Raw genomic sequence first — 23,072 nt, 5'->3', positions numbered from 1 at the left:
TACCTGAACGCAGCTCGCATTCGGCCCCTATTGGAATCCCCATGAAAACAGCTACGACGAGGAGCGTAGGGCACTGCGGCGCCGGGCTGTACGAGGATGACTGGCGCGCGCGACCATTTGGGTGGCGATGCCGATGGCTGCGTCCTCCATGCTCGAGATCGGATGAACGTTGTGCTGACTGTAAATGGCCAAGTCGATCTCGACACCAAAGCCCGGGACAGTAACCGTCTGACGCAACTTTCTGATGCCAGTCACTGTGCGCGAGCAGATGAAGCTTCGGCCCTTATACAAAATCCGGAATTGGATTCGTTGCTCGCGCATCGTAATCGGCCATGGTTCTGAAGGGGGCTTGAGGCCGGCCCGGCGTCGGCCTCCCGTAATCATTGCCACACGCGGAGGTGATCATGACGATGAAGATGCTAACGCGATTCGCGAGCTACGATCGTTCGGTCAGCGGCGTCAAACTGCAGGATTTCGGCGGCCGAGGCTGTTCTGACGACTGAAAACGATAATCGCAACCGCATGCACCGAAGGGCGAGGTGTTACTGTGAATGCTTGTCGCAAGTCACTCCTGACAAAGACGTACGATCGAAGTTGCCCAGAGTATCGCTCGGAGCACGAATTTAGTCGGACAGCGAGCAGTTCGGCCCGAAGATGCGTGCTTTAGTTAAGCACAAGTGTCGTGCACGGGCGCGAGTCGTGATTGGCTGCGACTCGGATTTGCACACTCTAGTTGCCCTGGGCGAGACCTGAGGTTTGCACTTATCAGGATGCGCGCACTGAACGCGCCCCTTTCTAGAAAGTGAGCAGACTTTGACAGTTAGCGAGCAATCTCTTCGCGTCACACAGATCGAACCATTTTTTCGCAACGTTCCGTTGCCGAAGGCGACAGGATTCTACTATGAATTCGGGCAGACGCACGGCCTTGTCACCAATTGGCATGTGCTATCTGGAAAACATGCCTTCTCTGAAGCATTTCTGGACGAGCACCACCGCTTTCCCACACGGCCGAGATGCCACTGGTCTGCGCAAGATAGTGCGCGTAGAACAGCGGAATTCCGGGAGCTTGAACTGCCCGTAGTCAAAGATGGGCGGCCAACGTGGTGACAACATTGCGGCTTCCTTAACCAGGATGGCATGGCTCAACAGGTCGACATCGGCGTGATCTGTCTCAATGACTGGATGCCGAATTACGAAGAAGAAAAGAGCCGCATTGCGTCCTTCAAAGCTGCTGTTCTCTATCACCCCCCGAAAGACGGTAAGTCCGACTATTGGGAATACGGATATGCGCCGGTTGGAGCCGAGGTCTTCATTCTTGGCTTTCCGCCACGATTGGCCCTGCCGGGGACTCTCGCGATTTGGAAGCGTGGCTCCGTCGCTTCGGAGCCTCTGGTCAATATCGCAGGCCAGATGCCGATCTTCTTTGTGGATTCGGCCACGCGTCACGGGATGTCTGGCTCGCCGGTCCTGCACTTCGGGAAAGCACTGATCAACTCTCGAGGCCTACCTGCTCCGGCGCCGCAAGCATTTGTCGAACCATGGCTTGTTGGCGTGTATGCGGGCCGCCGGGGCTCCTCCCCCGAGGAACAGGAGATGTCACTCGGGAGAGTCTGGCACCGGCGACATCTTCTTTCATCATGCTCCCGGCGGCACGCCTACCCTGACGAGTGAAGGCGACACGACCGCAACATCGCCGTGTTAAGCCATTGATTTAAGAGGCCGCCGCAGGATTCTTATTGCGGTATGCAGGCGCCGGCTCAACGGCCGGCGGTATTGGTTGGGGCGATGTGGTCTCCATGCTTGGTCGATCCTATAAGGCGCCTTTGATGAGCAGGGATCCAAACTGGTCTTCTTGCTACTCGTCTTGATCGCCGGAACGGCGCAGGAATACTGCATCGGAATGCAGAAAAACTCACAACGCGAACGCCGGGGAGAAGCCTCCCATATTTCCCGAGGACTGAGAGTCGACTGGTGGATCGAACGCGGAGATGAAGGAGCGCGATTTTGCTTCGAGAACGAGGAATAGAAAAAGACTTTCGCCTCAATCTGCGAGAACCTCTCTATTGCTTTCCGGGAAGCTTAGAGAATTGATTTCAACGTGCATGCTGATCTGAACCGGCGAGGATCTGAAGGTGCGTCCTTGGCGCTTTGAACGCTGGAAACCCTTTGCGCTAGCTGTCATCATCGCAGGCCAACGAGGACCAAAAAGATCAAAGCCAATCAAGATCGGCTGCTTGCGCGCTCAGCTTAAGGCATTTCGCTTCCGGCTTGAGGATTACATTGTCGATCAGGCGGGTCGAGCCGACGTAGACTGCCGCGCAAAGAGCCGCAGGGCGAGTCAAGGGGCTCGCGACCGCCTTGAGAGTGTCGGCATCGATGAGCTCAACGTACTGCACCCGATCGACTTCATTCAAATGCCGCCTGGAAATTGTTACGAGCTTCTCGACGTCACGCTCGCCGGCCTTAAACGCGGACTCTGCCGCGAGCAGAGCGCGACTGATCGCAACCGCCTGCCGACGCTTCTCTTTGTTGAGATAGCGGTTGCGACTGCTCATCGCGAGCCCGTCAGCTTCGCGCACGGTAGGCACCGTGACGATCTCGATGGGAAGATTAAGGTCGATCGCCATGCGTCGTACAACCGCGCATTGCTGAAAGTCCTTCTGTCCGAAAAACGCGACATCCGGCTGCACCATATTGAACAGCTTGCAGACGACAGTTGCGACACCGCGAAAGTGTCCAGGTCTGAACGCTCCGCACAGTGGTTTTGCAAGTTCACCCGGTTCAACAAAGGTCTCAAATTGAGCCGGATAGACCTCCTGCGCACCAGGCGCAAAGACGATCGCAACACCCGCATCGCGGCACAGTTTTTCATCGCGCAGGAAGTCGCGCGGATAGGTGTTGAGATCCTCGTTCGGTCCGAACTGGGTCGGGTTGACGAAGATGCTAACGACCGTGACGTCGCATTGCGCCCGGCTCGCGGTGACAAGCGCCAGATGACCCTCATGCAGATAGCCCATTGTCGGCACGAAGCCGACGCGCCTGTCAGTATTGCGAGCCTTTGCGAGAGCGCGGCGGAGCTCTGCGATCGTCGTTACTGTTTGCATGTTGCGCCCTGAATCAGATTGAGCTGGACGGAGTCCAGTTTGCGATCGTGTCGCGAAGGTCCTCGGGAAGCCGATAGGACTCTTGTGGCGAGGGGAATGCACCGTCACGAACATCGGCAGCCCAGCGCGACAGTGCCTCCTGCATCAACTGAAAGCCGTTGGCATAGGCTCGAACAAATTTGGCCCGATGGCCTTCAGAGAATCCCAATACGTCATGGAATACGAGCACTTGGCCCGAGCAACTCGACCCCGCTCCGATCCCGATGGTCGGTATCCTCAAGGACTCAGTTGCGCGCGCGGCGAGCTCGGCCGGGATCCCCTCCAGGACGAGAGCGAAGCATCCGGCTTCCTGCAAACGGTGGGCATCATCGAGCAGACGCAAGGCATCATCGGCGTTGCGGCCCTGCACCTTGAATCCACCCATGACATTGACACTCTGCGGAGTGAGGCCAAGGTGGCCCATTACGGGAATTTCGCAATCGACCAAAGCGCGCACCATTGCGAGACGCTTGGCTCCGCCCTCGAGTTTCACGGCATCGGCGCCACGCTGCAGAAAACCGCCGGCGTTACGTAGCGTCTCCTCTTGGCTGAGGTGATAGCTAAGAAACGGCATATCGGCCACGAGCAAGGCTCGAGGCCTTGTGCGCGCAACAGCCTCCAGGTGATGATTCATCATGGCCACGCTGACGGGCAGCGTGTTGTCGAATCCCAGGCAGACGTTTCCGACGCTATCGCCGACTAGGATGATCTCGACAATGGGATCCGCGATGCGCGCCGCAACCGCATCGTAGGCGGTGGTCATCACGACACGCCGTCCTTTATCCTTCCACTGCTGCAGTGCCGGAATCGTGACACGTTCTAGAGGCTGCTCTGAACTGTGGCTCATATTGGATCCGCTCCCCACACACCGTCGGCGCTTCCTAGAGAAGACGGGACAAACCTGTCAATGGCATGGGCATGGAGATCTAGTTCTCAAGAACTGGAGAACAACGCAAAAACAGTCCAATGGTCGCGCAATCATGAGACAAGACCTTCCTCATCGCGATTTCACTACCCGATGGCTCGTCTTCCCGTACAGGTTCAGCGACTATGCAGGCCGCCGCCTCGATCGAGGAGCGGCGCTCGCGACGAGCCACCATCTGCACGCGTTTCTGGGCTGATTGCAGTCTCTCCAAACGGTAACGGCTCGACCTGGACCGAGGTGCAGATGCACGGGACTTCGTCTTAGGGCACATCTTCGTGCCTGCGCCCTAGGGGTACTCGTGAGGCTCCTGCTTCGGCGCTGGCGCACCGAGCAAAGCAAACGGATGCCAGGCCAGGAACGTCCAAAAGTGACAGGCCGCTGTAAGCGCAGCGTGAGTCGCGGTCGAGGAGATGTCGTCGCGAAGGCGCTCAGACCGAGCCAGCCTGCTGGCCCTGTAGGCAGTCGATTATTTTTGCCGATGTTTCTGTCACTTGATTTCCACGCGCTCTAGAGGGCCACTCGAATTCGCAACAAGTCTGGCCAACCGGCACAACTCAGTCTACTCCTAAGCCGCTCGCAACCATCGAAGCCATTTCTGATCGGCCTCCCGCCGCGCCTTGAAGCGGTTGACGCATTTCTTGGAGCAAAGGGCCGTTCGCCAGCAGTAATGGCGGATCAGCCCAAACTTTCCGCCGCATATCGCGCAGCATGTGGCTGAATGGTCGAGGGAATTACGGAAGCCAATGTGCATTCTCGCCTCCTGTCAGACATTTACGTGGGAAGCCCCGCTGCCCTCTCACCGCAGCACCACGCGCGCACCAAAGGTGCGGCCGCCCGGCGGTCAGTCTCACTGGTCTTGCAACCATCAAGAGCCTTGACTCTGATGTGCGGCTGGCCCGCGAAGCAGTACTTTCCGCAGAATGCCTAGCCGAGAATTTGCTCAAGATAATGGATTTCTCTATCGTGATTAATGCAATTCGCTCGACATTTCGGCTAAATGCCGCGCCTTTCATAGCTAGTCCGCAGGATTGCTGCGGCAGTTGGATCAAGAGCGCTTAAAGCACGATCAGCCCTGCGAGCCGTGGGTGCTGCATCCTCCTTGCACTATCAAACGGCAGCAATACGGACACTTTCGCCTTGCAAGCTGCAGACGATTGCACAGTCTCATGCACCTCGCATCAGCAAGTCAGCAGCGTCACCGATGGCAGCATAGATTTCATCAAGGTCGGCCGCCGTAACGCAGTAAGGCGGCATCACGTAGATCGTGTTACCGAGTGGGCGTAACACCAGATTCCGCGCTTGGAAGAACGCCAGAAGCTTCGGACCGATGTCCGCCAGATAGCCGGCATCGCTCGTATTGAGTTCAAGCGCTGTGACTGTTCCTGCCCGTCGGACGTTTGCGAACCGTGAATCGGCGCGGAATGGCGCGAGTGCCTGTTCTTGCATTCTGGCCAAGGATGCCACCCGCCGGCGATATTCCTGATCCTGCCATAGGTCCAGATTGGCCTTGGCGGCGGCGCAAGCCACTGGATTGGCCGCATATGAGCTCGAATGAAAAAACGTACGCGTACGATCTTCGGAATAATGCGCATCGAAAATATCGGCACGACAGAGTGTGACGGCGAGCGGCAGCGCCCCAGCCGTGAGGCCTTTCGAATAGCAGGCAATATCGGGCGTGACATCGGCCTGCTCACACGCAAACAAGGTACCCGTCCGGCCCCAGCCCGTCATGACCTCGTCGGCAATGAACAGGACGTCGAAGGCTTCGCAGATCCGCTTCATCTCTCTTAGCACCGAGGGAGAATACATCAGCATTCCACCGGCGCCCAATATCAGGGGCTCCACGATAAAGGCCGCTGGATGTTCGTTTCGACACGCGCTTTCAAGCGCATCGAGCGCTATTTGCTCACGATTTCTTGCCGGGAACGGAATCGAGGTTACCTCGAACATCAGCGCCCCGTAGGCCGCGTTGAAGACGCCTCGGCTGCCTACCGACATCGCCCCGATCGTGTCGCCATGGTACGAGTGCTGCATCACCACAATTTGGGTTCGCTGTTTTCCGGTATTGTGCCAGTAACCGAGCGCCATTTTCAGCGCGACTTCGACGCTGGTCGATCCGCTATCGGAGAAGAACACATGCTCGAGCGCCGGGGAGGTGACTTTCAATAGTTCCGTCGCAACTTGCTCAGCCGCGTCGTGAGTGTATCCGGCGAAGATGATCTGGTTGAGGTTGCCTGCCTGCTCTCGGATCGCGTTCACGATGTATGGATGGCAATGGCCGTGGGTCACGACCCACCAGGAGGAGATTGCATCGATAAGGCGGCGGCCATCTTCGGTGTAGAGATAAGCCCCCTCTCCCCGCAGCACTTTCGTCATGTCCCGCTGTAGAGCATGCTGCGTGAACGGGTGCCAGATCGGCGACCTCTTGGCTATCTTCATAGGTTCAGGAAATCACTGCTAACAAAGGAGTTCTTGAAAGCGGCCTGCAGCCTATCGTCCGTGAGGGGAACAAGCCACGGGAGCCGCCCCAACCAACGCACTCTCCCGATCTCGCAAATCGCGCTTTCAGTTTCGGCGTTTCTTTCGCCAATGAACGCAATTCCAAGGATTCGAATCTGACGCTTTCGCAGAGCCTCTATGGAGAGCAGGGAGTGATTGATTGTGCCCAGTCCCGTCCTTGCGCAAAGCACAACGGGAAGCTGCCAGCGCTCGAAGATGTCGATGAAAAGAGTGCGCGCTGTCAGCGGCACCATGAGTCCGCCGGCGCCCTCGATCACGAGCTGCTGCTCGCCGCTGTTCGGCAATCCAAGCGTCTCTGTGTCTATGCGAACGCCGTCGATCTCCGCGGAGTAATAGGGCGACGCAGGCGTCCGAAGTCGATAGAGCTCCGGGACAATCCGATCGGACGAGAGGCCGCCGAGGCGGCGGACGCACTCGGAGTCGGTCTCTTGTTCGAGCCCAGCCTGGACCGGCTTCCAGTAATTCGCGCCGAGAAGGCCGGCGAGCCCTGCGGAAAATACCGTTTTGCCGACCCCAGTGTCCGTACCAGTCACGACGATCCTCTTATTCAACAAAACGAGCCCCTCGTTACCTCAACCAGCGCATCGAGCATTGCGCGCACGTCCTCTTCCCCAACATTGAGTGTCAACGAAATTCGCAAACGGGCGGTGCCTGCAGGGACGGTTGGCGGCCGAATTCCGCGGATATCGAAGCCGCGGGCCTGCAGAGCAGAGGCAAGTCGTATTGCATGAGCATTGTCACCCACGATGTACGGCACGATCTGAGAGGTCGATGGCGTGCGCAAACCAAGCGAGGTGATCTGCCGATGCGCGAACGCAACGAGTTTGGCCAGCCGTTGCTGTCGCTCCGGCTCGTTCTGCAGGATGAGGAGTGCCTCTCGAACGGCAACGGCCATCAATGGTGATGGGGCGGTGGCAAAAATAAACGGACGGCACCGGTTGACCATGAAATCGCGCAGGATGCCGGAGGCCGTAACAAGTGCACCCGCCGCACCGAGCGCTTTGCCGCAGGTATGAACGACGATGAGATTTTCGCGCCTGTCATAAGGGGCCGTAAGCCCTCGTCCCTGATGCCCGTAAGCGCCTGTGGCATGAGCCTCATCCACGATCAGAAATGCGTCATGGCGATCGGCGATTGCCACCAGCTCTTCGATTGGAGCGAAGTCGCCATCCATACTGTAGAGACTTTCGGCCACAATCCAGACGCGGCCCGTTCCACCTTTGGTTCGCCAGTCGCGAATTGCGTCTTCGACTGACTGGGGATCATTGTGCGCGTGAATTCGGCACTCTGCGCGGCCGGCCCGCGCCCCCTCGTGAATACTGGCGTGCACGAGCGAATCGAGAACGAGCAGATCGCCGCGCTGCGGCAGCGTTGTCAGGAGAGCAAAATTTGCGATGTAGCCGCCTCCAAAGAAAAGCGCTGTCTCCGCGCCAAAGAACTGAGCCGCTTCTGTTTCGAGCCGTTCGTGCTCCTCGCAATTGCCGCGCAGAAGCCGCGACCCGCCCGCTCCAACCGGAGTGCCCGCCTCGAGCGCGGCGACCATCGCCTTTTTGATGCGCGGGGCGCTCCCGAGCGCCAGATAGTCGTTTGATGCGAAATCGATCCCCCCGCGCGGCTTGAGGCAGCGCAGCCGTTTATCTTCGTTCAAGGCATTCAACGCTGCGACGTAGGGACTAAGTCTAGCTGTTTGGATTGACCGCATTCATCACTCCCAGGATCGCATCAAATCCCGCAAAAGATCCGTTGGCCGTTTAAGGATGGCCCTTTAGGTTCAACTTGCTAGGATGCGATTGTCTCGGTCCACACGCACAACGCGTGGCTTGAATATCTTTGCTTCGGCCTCGTCAAACGAGGCATATGCAACGATAATGATCTTGTCTCCGGGCATCGCCAGTCGGGCGGCCGCACCGTTCAGGCTTATCGTGCCAGACCTCGGCGGCGCCTCGATCACGTAGGTGGCAAAGCGCGTTCCTGTTTCGACATTGTAGATTTCGACGCGCTCGTTGATCACCATTCCTGCTGCCTCCAGGAGCGTACGATCTATCGAGATCGAGCCTTCATAGTGCAGATCAGCTTCGGTCACCGAGGCACGATGGATTTTGCCCTTCATCAAAGTTATCTGCATTTCTCACCTAGGCTGGATGTGGAGGCAACATATTGCGCGCACTGCTTCCGTCAGGCGAGCCCGGACGTGATGCCGAGCCGGGCCAGCAGATCCGCGTCGCGATCAACTTTCGGGTTTTTGGTGGTCAATAGCACGTCGCCGATGAAGATCGAATTTGCGCCGGCCAAGAAGCAAAGCGCCTGCAATTCATCGGTCATGTATTGCCGCCCGGCGGACAAGCGAACCACGCTCCTCGGCATCATGATCCGCGCGGTCGCCACCAGGCGGACCAGCGCGATCGGATCGGGAGGCTCCGCGGTATCTTCCACCGGCACGCCCTTGACCTTGTTCCACAGGTTAATCGGCACGCTTTCGGGATGGTTGGGAAGATTGGCGAGCAGCACGAGCATACCTAGGCGGTCCTCGACGCGCTCGCCCATGCCGATAATCCCGCCGCAGCAGATCTTGATGCCGGCATCGCGCACATGCGCCAGCGTATCGATGCGGTCCTGCAGGCTGCGGGTGGTGATGATCTTGCTGTAAAACTCGGGCGATGTGTCGACGTTGTGATTGTAGAAGTCAAGGCCGGCCTCGGCGAGGCGCGCGGCCTGGTTCGGTGTCAGCATGCCGAGCGTGACGCACGTTTCCATGCCGAGTCCTTTGACCGCGTTGACCATGTCGCAGACGGAATCGAGATCGCGATCTTTTGGCGTGCGCCAGGCCGCGGCCATGCAGAAGCGCGTCGCGCCGGCATCCTTCGCGCGCTGCGCGGTCGCAATCACATCTGCGCAACGCATCAGTCGGGTGGCTTTCAGGCCGGTCTCGTAATGCGCGCTTTGCGAGCAGTAGCCGCAGTCTTCCGGACAGCCCCCGGTCTTGATGCTGAGCAGGCTCGCGGTTTCGACGTGGTTTGGATCGAAGTTCTTGCGATGAGCGCGCTGCGCCTGAAGCATCAGGTCGGCAAAAGGAAGGTCGTAGAGCGCCTTAGCCTCTTCGACGATCCAATCATTACGAACCTGTGCCCCGTTGCTTGCTTCCTTCCGTTGGATTTGCGCAGCAGCATCCATAACCCAACCCCGCCCAATTGTAGATAATCGCGTGAATTATCTATAGTCATTGCTCTCAAAGAGATGCTAATCGAGCTGCCTCGCAAATGCACCGGTTATTGCGGTAGATAATCTATGATCACTGCTGACAACATGACGACGGTCGCGCGCATCGCGGACTCGATCGCTGAGCGCATTATCAGCGGCGCCTTAGAGCCAGGCGCGCCACTTCGTCAGGATCACGTTGCACGAGAATTCAATTCCAGCCACGTCCCGGTGCGCGAGGCCTTTCGGCAGCTGCAGGCACAACATCTTGTTGTCGCTGTGCCGCGTCGCGGTGTTCGGGTGGCCCCGCTCGATACCCACTCAGTGAAGGAGATCGCCGAAATGCGCGCCGCGCTCGAAGTGGTGGCATTGCGCCATTCGGGGCCAAGGCTCACAACAGCTCATTTGGCTCGGATCGAGCTCGCCTTGACCGAAGGAGACAATGCAAAGACGATCGAGGAGTTTGAAATGGCCAACCGCGCCTTTCATCAAGCCTTGGTCGCCCCCTGCGGAATGCCGCGTCTGCTCGCGAGCCTCGATGGACTGCAGCTTGCCAATTCTCGATTGGTGTTCGCGATGGCGCGGTCGGTGGGCTGGCGACCGCGCTCCAATCAAGATCACCGCCTGATTCTGCAAGCCTTGCGAACGCGCAACATCGATCAAGCCTGTAACCTGCTTACGCGACACATTCAAACCATTGAGCGCCTTGCGCTTCCGGCGTCCTGAGCAAATCTGTCAAGCTTCATTGCGGATCGCCGACGATCGCAAGCGACGATCATGCGGCAAGCGACTAGCCTCATTGCAACGGGTTCTATTCCCAGATAGTTATGCCCCCGCTAGCGACATCTCCACGGACGGCCATGATTCGTCACATCGTCTTCTTCAGCGCCAAGGACGAGGCGCATATCGACCAGATCATCGAAGGTCTTTCGCTTCTCACCACGATACCACATGCGCGCCGGCTTGAGGTTGCCCGCAACCGCAAGACCGATCAGCTCGGCAACGATATCGACATCGTGGTCTATGGCGAGTTCGACAGCGAGGCGGAGCTCGCAGCTTACAAAGCGCACGATCTCTACCAGGAGTCGATTAAACGGGTCCGACCGCTCCGCGAGCTGCGGTTCGCGGCCGACTACAATGTATCAATAGATACCCCTTTCGCCTCCACGGCAGGATGATCCAGGTGCTGCCGCAGCAAAAAGTCCACCGCCGGGTTAACTTGGCAATGGACCTCAAGTTTCCGGCCATCGCAGACAAGCGTCATTCTCATCGGGTGGGGCAACAGATGGTACGGCACTTTCACGACGTCAGCCGCCGGTGACCGATAAACCGATGTACGTTCGCGAGTTGCAGTGGGTCGAACCTGTCACAGTGATGCGACGTCTTGGGCATCGATCGCATCTCACGTTTCTCGATAGCGCAGCAAGGCACGAGCTGCTTGGGCGCTACTCATATCTGACGTGCGACCCGTTCAGCACCTATAGGGTAGTAAACGGCCAAGCCAGTTGGAACGGACTGACTCTCGAGGCCGATCCATGGAAGGTCCTTCGCACGCTGCTCGCGAAGTACCCGCAAGAGCATCGTCCCGATCTCCCGCCTTTCCAGGGAGGAACGGCAGGCTACCTTGCCTACGACATGAACAGGACATTGGAGCGATTGTCTGCGCCGGCAATTGCCGGTCTGGGTTTGCCCCAATCCATCCTGCATTTCTATGACGTGGTCATCAGCTTCGACCACCGGGATAACAAATGCTGGATCGTCTCGACCGGATGGCCGGAGCAGGATCCCGTGCGACGGAGGGAACGAGCGCGCCGTCGAGCCGACCAGTTTGGAGCATTGATTGCCGGTCCAAAGGCGCCACAGAATGGTTGTCCCAGCAAAGCGGGCGCATGGCGCTCGAACTTCAGCCGCGAGGACTACATTGCGGCGGTACAACGCGTGATCGACTTGATCCTGGCTGGTGACGTGTTCCAAACGAATATTGCGCAGCGTTTCAGCACCCGCCTGTCGACCTCGTTTGATCCGCTCGCCTTCTACTGCCAGCTACGAACATTGAATCCGGCGCCTTTTGCGGCCCTGCTACGATACGGAAAGCTGACCATCACATCAAGTTCGCCGGAACGATTCCTGAAGCTTGAGGGGCGACAAGTCGAGACACGACCTATCAAGGGCACGATCGCGCGTTCGCCTGATTCCAAGGAAGACCAGCGCCGTGCGGCTGTTCTCCTCGCTTCCGAAAAGGATCATGCCGAGAACACGATGATTGTCGACCTTTTGCGTAACGATCTGTCACGCGTTTGCACTGCGCATTCGGTCGAGGTTCCAGCCCTGTGCAATCTCGAGTCCTATGCCTCGGTGCACCATCTCGTGTCGATCGTTAAGGGGGAACTTGCCGGAGACGAAGACGCCGTTAGCCTGCTCCGAGCTTGCTTTCCCGGCGGCTCCATTACGGGAGCGCCAAAGCTGCGATCGATGGAAATTATTACAGAAATCGAGCGCATAGCGCGAGAGGTCTATTGCGGGGCGATCGGCTTCATCGGCTTCAACGGGCACATGGACACAAACATTGCGATCCGCACTGTCACGATCGATGGCGACCTGGCTGTGTTTCATGCGGGCAGCGGTATAACGGCCATGTCGGAGCCCGAGGCCGAATACGAGGAAACGCTCGCCAAGGCAGAGCGAATCTTTGATGCATTTGGTTCTGAACTAGCTGGTGCATTTTGATTGTCATCATCGATAATTACGATTCCTTCGTGTTCAACATTGCCCGCTATTTCCACAAGCTCAGTGAAGGAACGGAAGTAATCCGAAACGACGCTATCAGCATCAGCGAGCTCGTTGGTCTCAAGCCGCGCGCGGTGGTCATATCGCCCGGCCCCTGCACCCCAACTGAGGCAGGAATATCGACAGCAGTGGTCCGCGAGCTTTCAGGACGCGTACCAATTCTCGGCATCTGCCTTGGACATCAGTGTATTGCGAGCGTTTTCGGAGGACGGGTGGCGCGTGCGCATCGGCCCATGCACGGTCGGTGCTCATACGTTGCGCATGACGGCCGAGGGTTATTCAAGGGGCTGCCAACCCCGCTTGGCGTCGGGCGCTACCATTCTCTTAGCGTCGAGCTTGATCAGTCATGTGCGCAGAACCTCATAGTGACGGCGCGTTCGGAGGAAGGCGAGATCATGGCCCTCACGCACCGCTATTATCCCACCTATGGCGTCCAGTTCCATCCCGAGTCGATCCTTACCTCACAGGGGCACGTCCTGCTTATGAACTTCTTGCGCCTCGCAGAGGATTTCCGAAACCACGCGGAGCAATGAGAGGCTCGGCCTGCCGATCAAGATGGTGGACCGTTGGTTTCCGCGTCCTTACGTCGTTGGAAGGCGCAGCGTCATATGGCAGGCATTTTGTGGCAATCAGCGCTGTTCCGTGCTCGGCTCCGCAGTCAGCGGCGCGCCTCCGACAGAAACCGGACCCTGCGGTTTCGACGGCCGGACGTCTCTCTTGGCCGGCTTGGATGTGGTGCGCACGGGTGGCGGAGAAGCCGCAGGAGCAGGAGAAGCAACAGGCGCAGGATTCTGCAGCTTCTCGATTCTTTGGGTCAGGGCTGCGATCTGATCCGAGATCCGCTTTAGATCGGCTTGCTGCGCATCGACGTTGCGATTGAGCTCGGCAATTTCATCGGCTGTCTTCTGCTGCCCCGATTGGATCCCCAAAAGGACGGCCCTATCCTCAGATGACAAGCCAAGCGTGGGAGGCACGACTTCATGCGCCGGCGGCGCCTCGGCAGACGTTTCGATATTCGTCCAAAAATAGGCTCCGGCGCAAAAAGCGAGCAACACGGCTACAAGAGCAAATATCCGACGAAAGCCTTTCGACGATCTCTGCAAGACCGACGGCAACTCCGATGCTTGGGATTGATCCGTCACAGCCACACCCTGTTCTCATCATCTCGATCTGCTCTGGTTGTTCTCGTTGCCGCGATAGCAGATGACGGTCAAGAGCTGCCGCGAGCCGCAACCCCCGCCGCATCGTTTTCAGCAATGTTGTCCCCAAAGCCGGGTCTTGATCGTATCAGGCTTTTTACGAGCTACGCATTGCGCTGCAGGTGGTGAGTAAATAATGAGGGCCGGTAGAGGGGTTTACCGTGAGCACATTTATATCTGCTTGCTTCAGAGGCCCGCCTCCCCTGTCAAACGCCATCTGGAACTGCCTCCTTTGCGTCATGAAGAACTGCCCCCACCCTCGGGTTCATGATGTCGGTTGAAGGTTGGCTCCGCCGCTGACGGGACGGAGGGAGGCGGAGCCGACCGGAGGGCCGTCGGCGGCGGGCGGCTTGATGAGGCCGCTCTTTCGCTTGGCGGAGCCGGTAGCTGTCGCCGCGGATGGTCAGCACGTGGCTGTGGTGCAGGAGCCGGTCGAGGATCGCGGTGGCGACCATCAGCGCGTGCCACTGGTCCACAGGGAGCTGGCTGGTGACGATGGTGGAGCGGCAGCCATAGCGATCTTCGAGGATCTCCAGGAGATCGTGGCGAGCGGCGGCATCGAGCGGCTCGAGGCCCCAATCGTCGAGGATCAGAAGATCGACGCGGCCGAGCACGCGCAGGAGGCGTTGATGGCGGCCATCGCCGCGCGCCAGAGCAAGCTCCGAGAACAGTCGCGGTACGCGCTGATACAGCACCGAGCGGTTGTCGCGGCAGGCCTTATTGCCGAGCGCCGAGGCAAGCCAGCTTTTGTCGACACCGGCGGGTCCGCAGATCAGGAGATTGGTATGCGCATCGATCCAACCGCCTTCGGCAAGTTAAGCGAACAGCGCGCGATCGAGGCCGCGCGGCGTGCGGTAATCGATGTCCTCGACGCAGCCTGCTGGCGCAGCTTGGCGTAGTGCAGGCGAGCGGAGAGGCGCTTGTCGCCACGCAGGGAGGATTCGCGATCGAGCAGCAGCGCCAGCCATTCGGCATGACCGAGGCCATTGGCCTCGCCAGAAGCCTGGATATCGATAAAGGCCTTGGCCATGCCATGCAGGCCAAGAGCGTGGAGCTGATCGAGTGTCGGATGGGTCAGCACGTCTGTTCTCCTAATTGTAGTAGCGCGGCCCGCGGATGTTAGCGTGGACGATCGCAGTCCCGTGTTCAGGACGACGATCGAGGTTGTTGGCGAGAATCGATTTGACCGGGCCGTAAGTGCCCGCGCTGATGTCGATCGCACGCGCGGCGGCGGCTTCGAGCTGTTCGCGGCCATAGGATCGGGCAAGCCTGATGATGCCGAGACAGGCGCGGAAGCCCTGCTCGGATGCGGTCGCTCGTCGAGGATAAGATTGCACAGTGCCAACGTCGGAGGCCCGATCGCCGCGGCATCCTTACGGATGCGCTCGATGGTCCAGCCGGCGTAACGCCGATGACTGGAGGCCATGCGCTCGGGCACGGTGGTGTGCTTGTGATTGCTGCTCATGCGCTGATGCGCGGCAATCCGCTCGCCCTTGTGGAAGATCTCCACCGTGCGGGCAGTGAGCCGCACCTCGACCTCGGCGCGGACGAAGCGATGCGGAACGCTGTAGTAGTGACCCTCGAAGTCGACGTGATAGTCGATGCTGACGGATACGCCATTCGGCGAAGACGTAGGGCGTCGCAGGCAAGGCCTTCAGCGCCGGCCGATCGATCTCATTGAACAAATGCCGGCGCGTCACGCCGAGCCGGCGGATCGGGCGTTCGTCATTGATCCTGTGCAACATCGCGCCGATCGCGGCATTGAGCTCGGCGAGGCTATGGAAGATGCTGTGGCGCAGGCCCCCGATAAGCCAGCGCTCGATTACTAATACCGCCTGCGGACGGCGTGGCCGCGCTGGCAGGATTGCCGTGCCGTAATGCGCCGCCATCTCAGCGTAGCTGCGATTGATCTGCGGATCGTAGAAGCACGCCTTGATCACGGCGGTCTTGGCATTGTCGGGTACGACCAGCGCCGGCACGCCGCCGATCGCCTCGAACGCGCCGACATGACCGCTGATCCAGTCGGCCAGCCCTTGCGTCCAAGTCGCCTGCGCTTAGGTGAAGCCCGAGGCGCCCAGCACTGCGACAAAGATCTGCGCGTTGCGGATCTCGCCGGTCAGGCGGTCACCGGCACGCCGTCGCCCGAATAGTCCACGAACAGCTTGTCGCCGACGGCATGCGATTGGCGCATCGTCACCGACAGGCGGCTTTCCCAGGCCTTGTAGAGTTCACAGAAGCGGCTACCGGTATCCGATGTTGCTAGACTCATCGTCAATCGCCGTGTTCTCTGCTTCGTTCTCGCTTGAGACAACAGGGCCCCTTCCCTCTTCCGGCGTTGAGAATTGCGCTCGATCGGTGGATCGTGGCGAGCGAGCTCTTCGACCCGGGCACGCACCCGCTGTAGCGCAGCTTCCGCCGCAAGGCGCTCACCAGCAGTTCCGGCCCCCGCGAACAACGCCTCGATCTTCCGAAGCTTCTCGCGTAGCTGCGACTCGCTGGTCATTCCGAGGTCCCCGTTGCCCGCTCCAACCCGCGATCACCCCATCATCACGCAACGGCAGCGTCAAATCGGCCAATCCAAAGCATTCCGCGCAAGTCAAGGCCGGGCACGATGATCCTCTCGTGACGCTCACGCAATAGCTGAACCGCGCGATGAGTGTTAGTCCGACCAACGCATGCGGACTATCTTGCCGTCAGTGCCGAACTCCAAGATAGCGTGCACTACCCTGTTGGGCGCGGCGTATGAGACGGACGCGCCATCAGCTATGGGTTGAAGATCGTCCAAATCAGAAGCCCCGCAATCCTTCAGACGCTCCGCCAAGAACGTTCTCAGCCGCACTTTGTCGGTAACGATTTCTTTGACGCAGCAACTACAATCGGTCACTGCGTTATCAGCGTACATTCGTAAAATCGTGTCGAGATCGCCAGCGCGGTAGGCGTCCAGCCAATCAATCGCTGCGGCCATCGGGTCGAAGGACATATTCTTCACTACCAACCGAATTTGATGGGTCAGGCCTCAAACTACCGCCAATTCGGTAGTCCTTCGTCTTCTGCCGCGCGAAGCACGGCTGCTTGCGCTCATATTGGACCTCCATCTTAGTGCCCTGAACGCGCGGCCCTCTTGCACCGTCGGAAAACCTGGCGCGCCGCTGAGATTGGAGTGAAGATCAAGAAGAACTCGTTAAACGTCGGCAGGACGGGCTCCAGCAGGGCACCATCGTTGCCCGTGTTCAGCACGAGGCAGTTGCCAATGGTGACACCGTCAACAGACATGTACGTTGCCCCACGTGGCGGATCGAATGGGACTCGATGAGCCACACCTTTGGTGTCGTCAGTAACCATTGAGTCGCCCCCGGACATGGTTCCTTAGGCGAGTAGCAAATTCGGGTGCGACTTTTGGTGCGATCGCCCGCGCGCTCACGCTTAATTCCCGCGTTTGGCCGTTTTCTTCGATGGATTTCGGCGGCCGCCGTCGCACGAGCGCAACGCTGAGCAGGTCGGGAATCCTCGTCGCGAAATGCCCATGGCAATCGCGCGTAAGCAGCAATTGTGGGATCAGCGTGTCAGAAGACTGCGTTCTGGCGTCACTTAAGGAGCGTGCGGCGCTACGATGGGGCCCGGCGAAACGATATAGTCCGGGAATTCGCGGGCCACCTGGTCCGCAACAGCGTCCAGGTTCAGATCCTCGACCGAGTGGCAGTTCACTTGGCGCTTCTGGGCTTGCGCAGCGTAGACCGCATCGCCCCAGCGAGTGTCATCCCTCGCGCGATCGATGCGGACCGGGGCCAGCCGTGGCATAGGGGGCCATAAGGTTGATGGAGGAGTTCGCGTAAAGTGGCACAGTGAGGCAAGCTCGGGTAAGTTGATTGACGTTTCCGAATCAATTTTCGAGAAAATCGATGCCCACTCTCAAGCTCGCGCATATTCGCGAACAAGGCCAAGACATGATCATTTTTCCGCTGGATCAGCGGTTTGGCCGACTACCCGATGGCGAAAAGCAGCAAGAACTGCATGCTCTGGAGATGCGAGCCCACGACGCGGGATTGGGCGGGCATGCCGTGGCTGTGTGGGATGCTGGAGGCGGGAGAATGGGCTTTTTGGGCCCGTCTCAGTGGCACTCGTTCTTGCGAAGCATCAGCCTGCGGCAGGTTATATCAAGCCTGAATCGCGAAATTTCATGGACCTAAAGTGAAGTACGCCGAACCTCGCCCCTACGCCGATCCCGAAGCCTCCGCGCCCAAGCTCGTCCGCCGTCGAACCGATCAACGGCCGCATCCACATCGAGAAGATCAACTATCCCTTCCTGTTCCGCGACAAGGGCAGCCGGCCGAACACAAGGCCGGCCTAGGGCTAGGGGACCTTTTCACGACTATCCTAAGCGGACACTACCGTGCAGCTTCACCGTGAAGCTTACGCTCGCCTCCAATATAGGGCCATGATCATCGCGCACTTCAACTGCGATGCGGTGCTGCGGCCCGCCTCTGACGCACTCGCGAGCGATCTCCGAGAGTGTAGTGGTCGCCTCTTGCCGCACTGACTCGGCGTTTGGAAACTCCACACCTTCATCGTCGCGAATGAATTGGCTGCCGTGGCGGATATCAAAATAGTACTTTTTCATCGCTAGCGACTCACGAGGTTCGTCGTCGAACAGCTCTCTTGCAGTTTCGGATCGATCTTGCTGCCGCCCCTGAGGTGCTTCTGCATGAGCGACCGCCTCACATTGAAACAACCAGGGGTAGTCTCGCTCCCGGGGTACCTGAAGCGGTTCAGAGTTTCACTCTCATGTGTAGCATCCCAGGCGTGAGGCTGAATGCGTAAGGCGTGAAACGCAGTCAGCGTGTTCGCTTTAGATCAAGGCAAAGGCGAGCAGGCTCGAGCAAAGCAGCGCGATACCGGCCGCGGTCAGTGCCAGGAGGCTTCCCGAGACAAGGTCATGATTGGCCATGCAACGCTCTCATATTACATCACAGAAAGAGAGCAGCACTCGCTGCCGTCGCCGTTTGACCGGCCAACGCATAAACCATTATTCGAATCGAGTGCACTATTCCTGCTGTTGCGAGGAAGAAACGCATTTTTTTAGCGTGACGATGGGGTGATGCGCCGTCTTGCGGCGAAGAAGGTTTGAATGGTAGTGGGATTCAATCCGGCCGAGGGTTGGTCGAGAGACGCCTCCGAAGACGTCGCCCGCGAACTCGAGTGGCGGATCGGCACCGAAGGGCGCGAGGTGTCCGAGGCACTAAAGGACTTCATCGAGGGCCAGCTCGGACGCAAGATCGGCGTGCAGCTGGCGCTGCCGCTTAGCCGATAGGCTACTTCTTCTTCAGCCAGCCCATCGTTTCGAACTTGCCGGTGTACTTGCAGATCTTGCCAGTCTTCGCGTCGTCGATATTGGTCTCTAAGCTGCTCCGCACGATCTGCGTGACTTCGGGGATGATATCCCTTCGATCGTATTCCTGATCCATGATGGCCATCAGGGCGGCTCGTGATGCGTCCCAGATGCGGACGCCGTCCACGCCCAGCTTATCCGCGGTCTTCATGTGCTGCGCGGCAATCAGGGCGACAGGGGGCAGTTTTCCATGGCACGCGACACCTCCCCCGAAGGCTGTGCGCGTCGGGGATTTGCTAGGTGACGCTTCCAGCGCTCCTGTGCCTGATTGTTCGAGGGTCGATAGTTGTCGCGCCGAAGTTGACCTGGCGCAAAAATGCTGCGCAACCCACGCAAAAAACGCGTGATGCGAGCGCAATCATAAGACTAACCATATCGTTCGATGGAGGGGGCCTTACGTTGTTAGTGGGCAACTGCACGAAGCCCGGCCAGGAGATCAGGTCGGTCGTTCAGAAACAGGGGCACTACATCCGAAAATGGAGTCATTCGAGGAAGCGGATCCCTACGGAAACCTGAGCGGATCAATCTGCAATCGCCGGGCCTCCACATGTGGAAAACCATACCACGCGCCATGGCCAGCGGCGTACGGTTTTGCGCGAGCTCGTCTCGTAGAAAGCCTCGCGTGCCGAACGTCGAGCGCGGGATTTAAATGAAGGCAAATGTAAGCAGACTAGAGCAACGCAGCGCGAGGCCGGCGGCGGTCAGCGCCAACAGGCTACCGGACACAACGTCATGATGCGCATGAACCGTCCTTCATGGTGCGCCCGGAAGCAGCACGAGGGGGCGGCTGCCTTCCGCGGTGAATAGCCAAGCACTAAATTACCACTCGAATTCGCTGCACTATTCCTGCCGCCCTCAAGGGAAAATGCATTTTTTGAGCGCAAACATCCCGCTGTTCGGCGGCTACTGGCGAAAACGAACGAGTATCAAGGTTTGTGAGCTTTTTGCTGGCCAATACGCTGTGTGCGTGGGATGCCCCGTAAGAGCCGTCCCTGCTCCAAGGCCGAGATGTGAGCCGTTTCATAATTGCGATATATCGTTTCGAGTAATCCTTGTTGCATGCGCGTACTCCTGATCCTCCTCGCGACTTTTACGATCATATTTGCGGCACGTGACCAGCACCAGAATGGCTTTGTGCCACGCCCGACGGCGTCCATGCCCCCGGTCGACGTGCCGTAACCCAAGCACCTGCCTCAGTCCGCAAATGACTTGACGCACTTCATCAATATTGGGCAGCCACTCAGACTCATACTCGCGATCTGCACCGCTGCTTTGTAGGCAGCACATCTTCCGCCCTGGCGTGGGGACAGCTACGTCATTCGGTCATTGCGGAACTGGCGTAGCGGCACTTAAGTCCGGCAGCGCAGGCCAAGCTCAAGGAGCCGATCGGCGACACTTCGCTGGCCGCCATCTCAAACTGGGCGGATGACTATAAATTCGTACCGGAAGGACACCCATCGCTGGCATTTCATCGATATTGACATCGAACCACCGACGTACGACGCTTCCCTCGATCGCCAGGATGGAAGCAACCAGGGCACCTGCATCGTCCAAGGTCTTCCGGCGGCGATTGCGATCCTCAAAAACAATTCGCGCTCTAAGGAAAACAGGTTCCGCGCGCTGAAGCTCGTTGTCCATCTGGGACCTGGAGCAGCCGTTGCACGCAAGCGAACAAAACGGCGATCAAGGCGGTAACAAACTTCATGTCATCTTGCACGCGAAGCGGTCCGACGGCACGTCATATACGCGCGCGCCGACATTCCACAGCATGTCGGAAGACTCTTTGGTCGATCTCCAGGCGGAGTTATGCTGATCCGCTGGATGCCGATCCGCTGCCGACAGTCGAAGCCCCGCCCTATGATGAAGCACGAGTTGCCGCTTGGGCGAACGATACGCACGTCCTGGGTATGAAAGCCTATCAGCTCCTGCCCGCAGGGACGCTGGACCACAACGATTCGGGCCATGCCGTAGAGATCAGCAACGATTATGCCGTAGCCATCAAAGCGGACCTGGATCGCGAGCTGGTAAAGAGAGCCGCGCGTCTTAAGGCTATTCTGGAGGATGCACTCGGCAGTTCCTAGATGAACTGCCAAACTTTGGTCGGTCGCAAAAACACCTCCCACTAATTCTCGATAATCATGATTTAACAAGATCAGTGTTAGATGCTTTGTACACTCGAAGTCCGCACGATATCCCGAGGACGGTTCTGCGCGATGAGGTCGTGCGGCTTGAGGGCAATCGGCGCGCGAACCGCGTACTAAGGTTGAGACTCATTAAATCCACCATACACCAGATCGCAGCATCCAGAAGATACTATTGAGGACGCGTCGGTCGTTTTACCCGAGGGGCTCCACGCGGCTTGTTTGGTAGCATAGACCCGATAGCTGCCCATTCGTAGTCCGTTAGTTCATGGCGCATGATTCGAAGCCCAGTTTGGGAGCTTGAATCACGGGCGCCGGGCCAATCACAATGCTTTTGCCATGTCAGGCCGACTTGTCCTCACGGCTGCCCTCAAGCTTATCTCGCAAGGCCGTGATCACGCGATGGACAATCCGTATATCCTTGACCGACAGCCCTTCTGAAAGATCGTTGATCCAGGGAGCCTGCAACTCCATTGCGGCTTCGAAGGCGCGCTGTCCATTCTTAGTGAGTACGACGAGCTGCGCCCGTCGGTGATGCGGGTTGACCTCAAAAGATACGAGGCCCTCTCTGTGCAGATCATTGATAATCCGCTGCACGTTTTGACGATTGCCGCCGAGGTCACGTGCGAGCCAAGCGACCGGTTGGGGACGTTCGGCGGACACAATGGCGCCAAGCACCTGCCAGCGTGCGCTTGTTAGGCCAAGCGGGGCGACCAGACGGTCGCCGGCCGTCAGAAATAGGCTGTCGAGCCTGAATAGATCGAGAACAAGGTCGGTCAGGGCGTCACCCTCCGGGGTTCGCTTGGCTCTTTTCATTTGTCACCATTGTTTTCTATTGACATCATGATGTCAAAGTGTTATGTGATCATAATACCAATTAGACATCACATATCAAATAGCAATGGAGGCACTCATGTCGCTGCGACGCCCACTCGACCCTTCTTTCCCGATCGACCGCCAGATCGCTATTGAGGCAAATTCGGTCGTCCTGGTGAACCCATTCACACTCGACAAAGCCGATGAGGCGGCTTTTCTCAAGACCTGGCAGGACGACGCAGCGTTCATGAAGCGACAGCCGGGCTTCATTTCCACTCAGCTGCACAGAGCTCTCGGCGACAGCTCGACCTATCTGAACTACGCCGTCTGGGAATCCACCGCACACTTCCGCGCGGCCTTCACCCATCCTGACTTTCTAGCAAAAATCGCCAGCTATCCGGCCTCCGCGATAGCCTCCCCTCATCTGTTCCAGAAAGTTGCCGTGCCCGGCATCTGCGTTGCCTAGCCCTGCTCCTTTTAGGAAGGGAAGATACTCATGATCAAGTTGATCCATCCTGTCGCTGGCGCCTTGGCTATCGGAACGATCGGCACATTTTGGCTGTCGACGGTACTCAGCGAGCTGTTCGCGTCCCATGCCACAGTTGCAGCGGTTAAGAGCACCATACCGTGGGGTTTCTTGTTGCTGATTCCGGCGCTCGCTGCGACCGGTGGTACAGGTGTCATCTTGGCAAAGGCGCGCCGGGCCGGACTGATCGGGGCCAAATTCAAGCGCATGCCATTCATTGCAGGAAACGGCATCCTGATTCTTATTCCGTCTGCGCTCTTCCTTGCGTCCAAGGCTCAGGCGGCAGAATTCGATGCCACGTTCTATGCTGTGCAGGTGATCGAGCTCGTCGCGGGCGCAACAAACATTACACTTCTGGCTCTCAACATGCGGGACGGTCTCAAAATGAAGGGATGGTTGCGCCACAAACCCGCTTGATCACCTCAACCAGAACT

The 23,072-nt window shown here is 58.4% G+C and carries 22 protein-coding genes and 3 pseudogenes; 10 read left to right on the top strand and 15 right to left on the bottom strand.

Translation table 11 applies throughout. The features are described from left to right. Positions 1 to 1,137: 1,137 nt before the first annotated feature. The gene (locus MTX21_RS36025) at positions 1,138 to 1,671 is read left to right on the top strand and encodes a hypothetical protein (RefSeq protein WP_280969195.1); all 534 of its coding nucleotides are present in this window, start codon (positions 1,138 to 1,140) and stop codon (positions 1,669 to 1,671) included. 539 nt (positions 1,672 to 2,210) lie between these two features. On the opposite strand, the gene panC is transcribed toward MTX21_RS36025, so the two are convergent. The 7 genes from panC to bioB all read right to left on the bottom strand — a co-directional run bounded on the left by panC (position 2,211) and on the right by bioB (position 9,759). Further along, complete coding sequence (gene panC, locus MTX21_RS36020; RefSeq protein ID WP_280969194.1) at positions 2,211 to 3,104, bottom strand: pantoate--beta-alanine ligase; 894 nt, start codon at positions 3,102 to 3,104, stop codon at positions 2,211 to 2,213. 13 nt (positions 3,105 to 3,117) lie between these two features. Next, positions 3,118 to 3,990 carry a 3-methyl-2-oxobutanoate hydroxymethyltransferase gene (gene panB / locus MTX21_RS36015; RefSeq protein ID WP_280969193.1) on the bottom strand — a complete coding sequence of 291 codons (873 nt, stop codon included), beginning with the start codon at positions 3,988 to 3,990 and terminating at the stop codon, positions 3,118 to 3,120. A 1,242-nt stretch (positions 3,991 to 5,232) separates the two neighbouring features. Beyond that, entirely contained in the window at positions 5,233 to 6,507 is a 1,275-nt protein-coding gene (locus tag MTX21_RS36010; RefSeq protein WP_280969192.1) for an adenosylmethionine--8-amino-7-oxononanoate transaminase, read from the bottom strand. Continuing rightward, the gene (bioD, locus tag MTX21_RS36005; RefSeq protein WP_280969191.1) at positions 6,504 to 7,139 is read right to left on the bottom strand and encodes a dethiobiotin synthase; all 636 of its coding nucleotides are present in this window, start codon (positions 7,137 to 7,139) and stop codon (positions 6,504 to 6,506) included. Before bioD ends, MTX21_RS36010 begins: the two co-directional genes overlap by 4 nt. Next, positions 7,136 to 8,290, bottom strand: a complete 1,155-nt coding sequence (locus MTX21_RS36000) for an 8-amino-7-oxononanoate synthase (RefSeq protein WP_280969190.1) — start codon at positions 8,288 to 8,290, stop codon at positions 7,136 to 7,138. The genes bioD and MTX21_RS36000 overlap by 4 nt, the downstream gene beginning before the upstream one ends. A 69-nt stretch (positions 8,291 to 8,359) precedes the next feature. Continuing rightward, a complete protein-coding gene (panD, locus tag MTX21_RS35995; protein WP_280969189.1) occupies positions 8,360 to 8,713 on the bottom strand; it encodes an aspartate 1-decarboxylase in 354 nt (117 codons plus the stop codon). Positions 8,714 to 8,763: 50 nt separating this feature from the next. Then, positions 8,764 to 9,759, bottom strand: a complete 996-nt coding sequence (bioB, locus tag MTX21_RS35990; protein WP_280969188.1) for a biotin synthase BioB — start codon at positions 9,757 to 9,759, stop codon at positions 8,764 to 8,766. Positions 9,760 to 9,873: 114 nt separating this feature from the next. On the opposite strand from bioB, the gene MTX21_RS35985 reads away from it, so the two are divergent. The 4 genes from MTX21_RS35985 to MTX21_RS35970 all read left to right on the top strand — a co-directional run bounded on the left by MTX21_RS35985 (position 9,874) and on the right by MTX21_RS35970 (position 13,103). Next, positions 9,874 to 10,509: a GntR family transcriptional regulator gene (locus MTX21_RS35985; protein ID WP_280969187.1), complete on the top strand. Its 636-nt coding sequence runs from the start codon at positions 9,874 to 9,876 to the stop codon at positions 10,507 to 10,509. Between the two features lie 134 nt (positions 10,510 to 10,643). Continuing rightward, a complete protein-coding gene (locus MTX21_RS35980; RefSeq protein WP_280969186.1) occupies positions 10,644 to 10,961 on the top strand; it encodes a Dabb family protein in 318 nt (105 codons plus the stop codon). Positions 10,962 to 11,100: 139 nt separating this feature from the next. Then, positions 11,101 to 12,510, top strand: coding sequence for an aminodeoxychorismate synthase component I (pabB, locus tag MTX21_RS35975; RefSeq protein WP_280969185.1), 1,410 nt, complete (start codon positions 11,101 to 11,103; stop codon positions 12,508 to 12,510). After that, positions 12,507 to 13,103 carry an aminodeoxychorismate/anthranilate synthase component II gene (locus MTX21_RS35970; protein WP_280969184.1) on the top strand — a complete coding sequence of 199 codons (597 nt, stop codon included), beginning with the start codon at positions 12,507 to 12,509 and terminating at the stop codon, positions 13,101 to 13,103. Before pabB ends, MTX21_RS35970 begins: the two co-directional genes overlap by 4 nt. Before the next feature lie 96 nt (positions 13,104 to 13,199). Here the strand turns inward: MTX21_RS35970 and MTX21_RS35965 are convergent, their stop codons facing one another. From MTX21_RS35965 to MTX21_RS35950, 4 genes and pseudogenes are all read right to left on the bottom strand, one after another. Further along, a complete protein-coding gene (locus MTX21_RS35965; RefSeq protein WP_280969183.1) occupies positions 13,200 to 13,718 on the bottom strand; it encodes a hypothetical protein in 519 nt (172 codons plus the stop codon). A gap of 425 nt (positions 13,719 to 14,143) precedes the next feature. Further along, a pseudogene (gene istB / locus MTX21_RS35960) lies at positions 14,144 to 14,850 on the bottom strand (IS21-like element helper ATPase IstB); the annotation flags it as partial. Positions 14,851 to 14,860: 10 nt separating this feature from the next. Next, a pseudogene (gene istA, locus MTX21_RS35955) lies at positions 14,861 to 16,011 on the bottom strand (IS21 family transposase); the annotation flags it as partial. A 417-nt stretch (positions 16,012 to 16,428) separates the two neighbouring features. Continuing rightward, positions 16,429 to 16,749: a nuclear transport factor 2 family protein gene (locus MTX21_RS35950; protein WP_280969182.1), complete on the bottom strand. Its 321-nt coding sequence runs from the start codon at positions 16,747 to 16,749 to the stop codon at positions 16,429 to 16,431. Positions 16,750 to 17,668: 919 nt separating this feature from the next. On the opposite strand from MTX21_RS35950, the gene MTX21_RS35945 reads away from it, so the two are divergent. Beyond that, complete coding sequence (locus MTX21_RS35945) at positions 17,669 to 17,956, top strand: hypothetical protein (RefSeq protein WP_280969181.1); 288 nt, start codon at positions 17,669 to 17,671, stop codon at positions 17,954 to 17,956. 182 nt (positions 17,957 to 18,138) lie between these two features. On the opposite strand, the gene MTX21_RS35940 is transcribed toward MTX21_RS35945, so the two are convergent. After that, positions 18,139 to 18,387, bottom strand: a complete 249-nt coding sequence (locus MTX21_RS35940; RefSeq protein WP_280969180.1) for a hypothetical protein — start codon at positions 18,385 to 18,387, stop codon at positions 18,139 to 18,141. A 507-nt stretch (positions 18,388 to 18,894) separates the two neighbouring features. Here MTX21_RS35940 and MTX21_RS35935 point away from each other — a divergent pair. After that, on the top strand, positions 18,895 to 19,077 hold the full coding sequence (locus MTX21_RS35935; protein WP_280969179.1) for a hypothetical protein: 183 nt from the start codon (positions 18,895 to 18,897) through the stop codon (positions 19,075 to 19,077). Between the two features lies 1 nt (position 19,078). Here MTX21_RS35935 and MTX21_RS35930 read toward each other — a convergent pair whose 3' ends face one another. Further along, positions 19,079 to 19,306, bottom strand: coding sequence for a hypothetical protein (locus MTX21_RS35930; protein ID WP_280969178.1), 228 nt, complete (start codon positions 19,304 to 19,306; stop codon positions 19,079 to 19,081). Positions 19,307 to 21,062: 1,756 nt separating this feature from the next. Here MTX21_RS35930 and MTX21_RS35925 point away from each other — a divergent pair. Next, positions 21,063 to 21,236 carry a hypothetical protein gene (locus tag MTX21_RS35925; RefSeq protein ID WP_280969177.1) on the top strand — a complete coding sequence of 58 codons (174 nt, stop codon included), beginning with the start codon at positions 21,063 to 21,065 and terminating at the stop codon, positions 21,234 to 21,236. A gap of 207 nt (positions 21,237 to 21,443) precedes the next feature. Here the strand turns inward: MTX21_RS35925 and MTX21_RS35920 are convergent. Together MTX21_RS35920 and MTX21_RS35915 are read right to left on the bottom strand one after the other, a co-directional pair. Beyond that, positions 21,444 to 21,573: pseudogene (locus MTX21_RS35920) on the bottom strand (transposase); the annotation flags it as partial. Between the two features lie 65 nt (positions 21,574 to 21,638). Next, positions 21,639 to 22,112 carry a MarR family winged helix-turn-helix transcriptional regulator gene (locus MTX21_RS35915; protein WP_027562320.1) on the bottom strand — a complete coding sequence of 158 codons (474 nt, stop codon included), beginning with the start codon at positions 22,110 to 22,112 and terminating at the stop codon, positions 21,639 to 21,641. Between the two features lie 97 nt (positions 22,113 to 22,209). On the opposite strand from MTX21_RS35915, the gene MTX21_RS35910 reads away from it, so the two are divergent. Together MTX21_RS35910 and MTX21_RS35905 are read left to right on the top strand one after the other, a co-directional pair. Continuing rightward, entirely contained in the window at positions 22,210 to 22,578 is a 369-nt protein-coding gene (locus MTX21_RS35910; protein WP_280969176.1) for an antibiotic biosynthesis monooxygenase family protein, read from the top strand. A gap of 30 nt (positions 22,579 to 22,608) precedes the next feature. Next, positions 22,609 to 23,055: a hypothetical protein gene (locus tag MTX21_RS35905; protein WP_135178150.1), complete on the top strand. Its 447-nt coding sequence runs from the start codon at positions 22,609 to 22,611 to the stop codon at positions 23,053 to 23,055. Positions 23,056 to 23,072: the final 17 nt, after the last annotated feature.

The organism is Bradyrhizobium sp. ISRA430, assembly GCF_029909975.1.
GTDB lineage: Bacteria > Pseudomonadota > Alphaproteobacteria > Rhizobiales > Xanthobacteraceae > Bradyrhizobium.
This window is presented reverse-complemented; position numbering and strand designations above follow the sequence as displayed.

What these genes read in the sequence shown, in the direction of transcription:
- MTX21_RS35910 (WP_280969176.1), top strand. Translation starts at nt 22,210, where the DNA reads ATGTCGCTGCGACGCCCACTCGACCCTTCTTTCCCGATCGACCGCCAG.
- MTX21_RS35980 (WP_280969186.1), top strand. Translation starts at nt 10,644, where the DNA reads ATGATTCGTCACATCGTCTTCTTCAGCGCCAAGGACGAGGCGCATATC.
- MTX21_RS35940 (WP_280969180.1), bottom strand. Translation starts at nt 18,387, where the DNA reads ATGAAAAAGTACTATTTTGATATCCGCCACGGCAGCCAATTCATTCGC.
- bioB (WP_280969188.1), bottom strand. Translation starts at nt 9,759, where the DNA reads ATGGATGCTGCTGCGCAAATCCAACGGAAGGAAGCAAGCAACGGGGCA.
- MTX21_RS35930 (WP_280969178.1), bottom strand. Translation starts at nt 19,306, where the DNA reads ATGAAGACCGCGGATAAGCTGGGCGTGGACGGCGTCCGCATCTGGGAC.
- MTX21_RS36010 (WP_280969192.1), bottom strand. Translation starts at nt 6,507, where the DNA reads ATGAAGATAGCCAAGAGGTCGCCGATCTGGCACCCGTTCACGCAGCAT.
- MTX21_RS35915 (WP_027562320.1), bottom strand. Translation starts at nt 22,112, where the DNA reads ATGAAAAGAGCCAAGCGAACCCCGGAGGGTGACGCCCTGACCGACCTT.
- MTX21_RS36025 (WP_280969195.1), top strand. Translation starts at nt 1,138, where the DNA reads ATGGCTCAACAGGTCGACATCGGCGTGATCTGTCTCAATGACTGGATG.
- MTX21_RS35925 (WP_280969177.1), top strand. Translation starts at nt 21,063, where the DNA reads ATGAAAGCCTATCAGCTCCTGCCCGCAGGGACGCTGGACCACAACGAT.
- panB (WP_280969193.1), bottom strand. Translation starts at nt 3,990, where the DNA reads ATGAGCCACAGTTCAGAGCAGCCTCTAGAACGTGTCACGATTCCGGCA.
- panC (WP_280969194.1), bottom strand. Translation starts at nt 3,104, where the DNA reads ATGCAAACAGTAACGACGATCGCAGAGCTCCGCCGCGCTCTCGCAAAG.
- MTX21_RS35950 (WP_280969182.1), bottom strand. Translation starts at nt 16,749, where the DNA reads ATGTCCTTCGACCCGATGGCCGCAGCGATTGATTGGCTGGACGCCTAC.
- MTX21_RS35985 (WP_280969187.1), top strand. Translation starts at nt 9,874, where the DNA reads ATGATCACTGCTGACAACATGACGACGGTCGCGCGCATCGCGGACTCG.
- MTX21_RS35945 (WP_280969181.1), top strand. Translation starts at nt 17,669, where the DNA reads ATGCCCACTCTCAAGCTCGCGCATATTCGCGAACAAGGCCAAGACATG.
- MTX21_RS35935 (WP_280969179.1), top strand. Translation starts at nt 18,895, where the DNA reads ATGGTAGTGGGATTCAATCCGGCCGAGGGTTGGTCGAGAGACGCCTCC.
- MTX21_RS35905 (WP_135178150.1), top strand. Translation starts at nt 22,609, where the DNA reads ATGATCAAGTTGATCCATCCTGTCGCTGGCGCCTTGGCTATCGGAACG.
- MTX21_RS36000 (WP_280969190.1), bottom strand. Translation starts at nt 8,290, where the DNA reads ATGCGGTCAATCCAAACAGCTAGACTTAGTCCCTACGTCGCAGCGTTG.
- panD (WP_280969189.1), bottom strand. Translation starts at nt 8,713, where the DNA reads ATGCAGATAACTTTGATGAAGGGCAAAATCCATCGTGCCTCGGTGACC.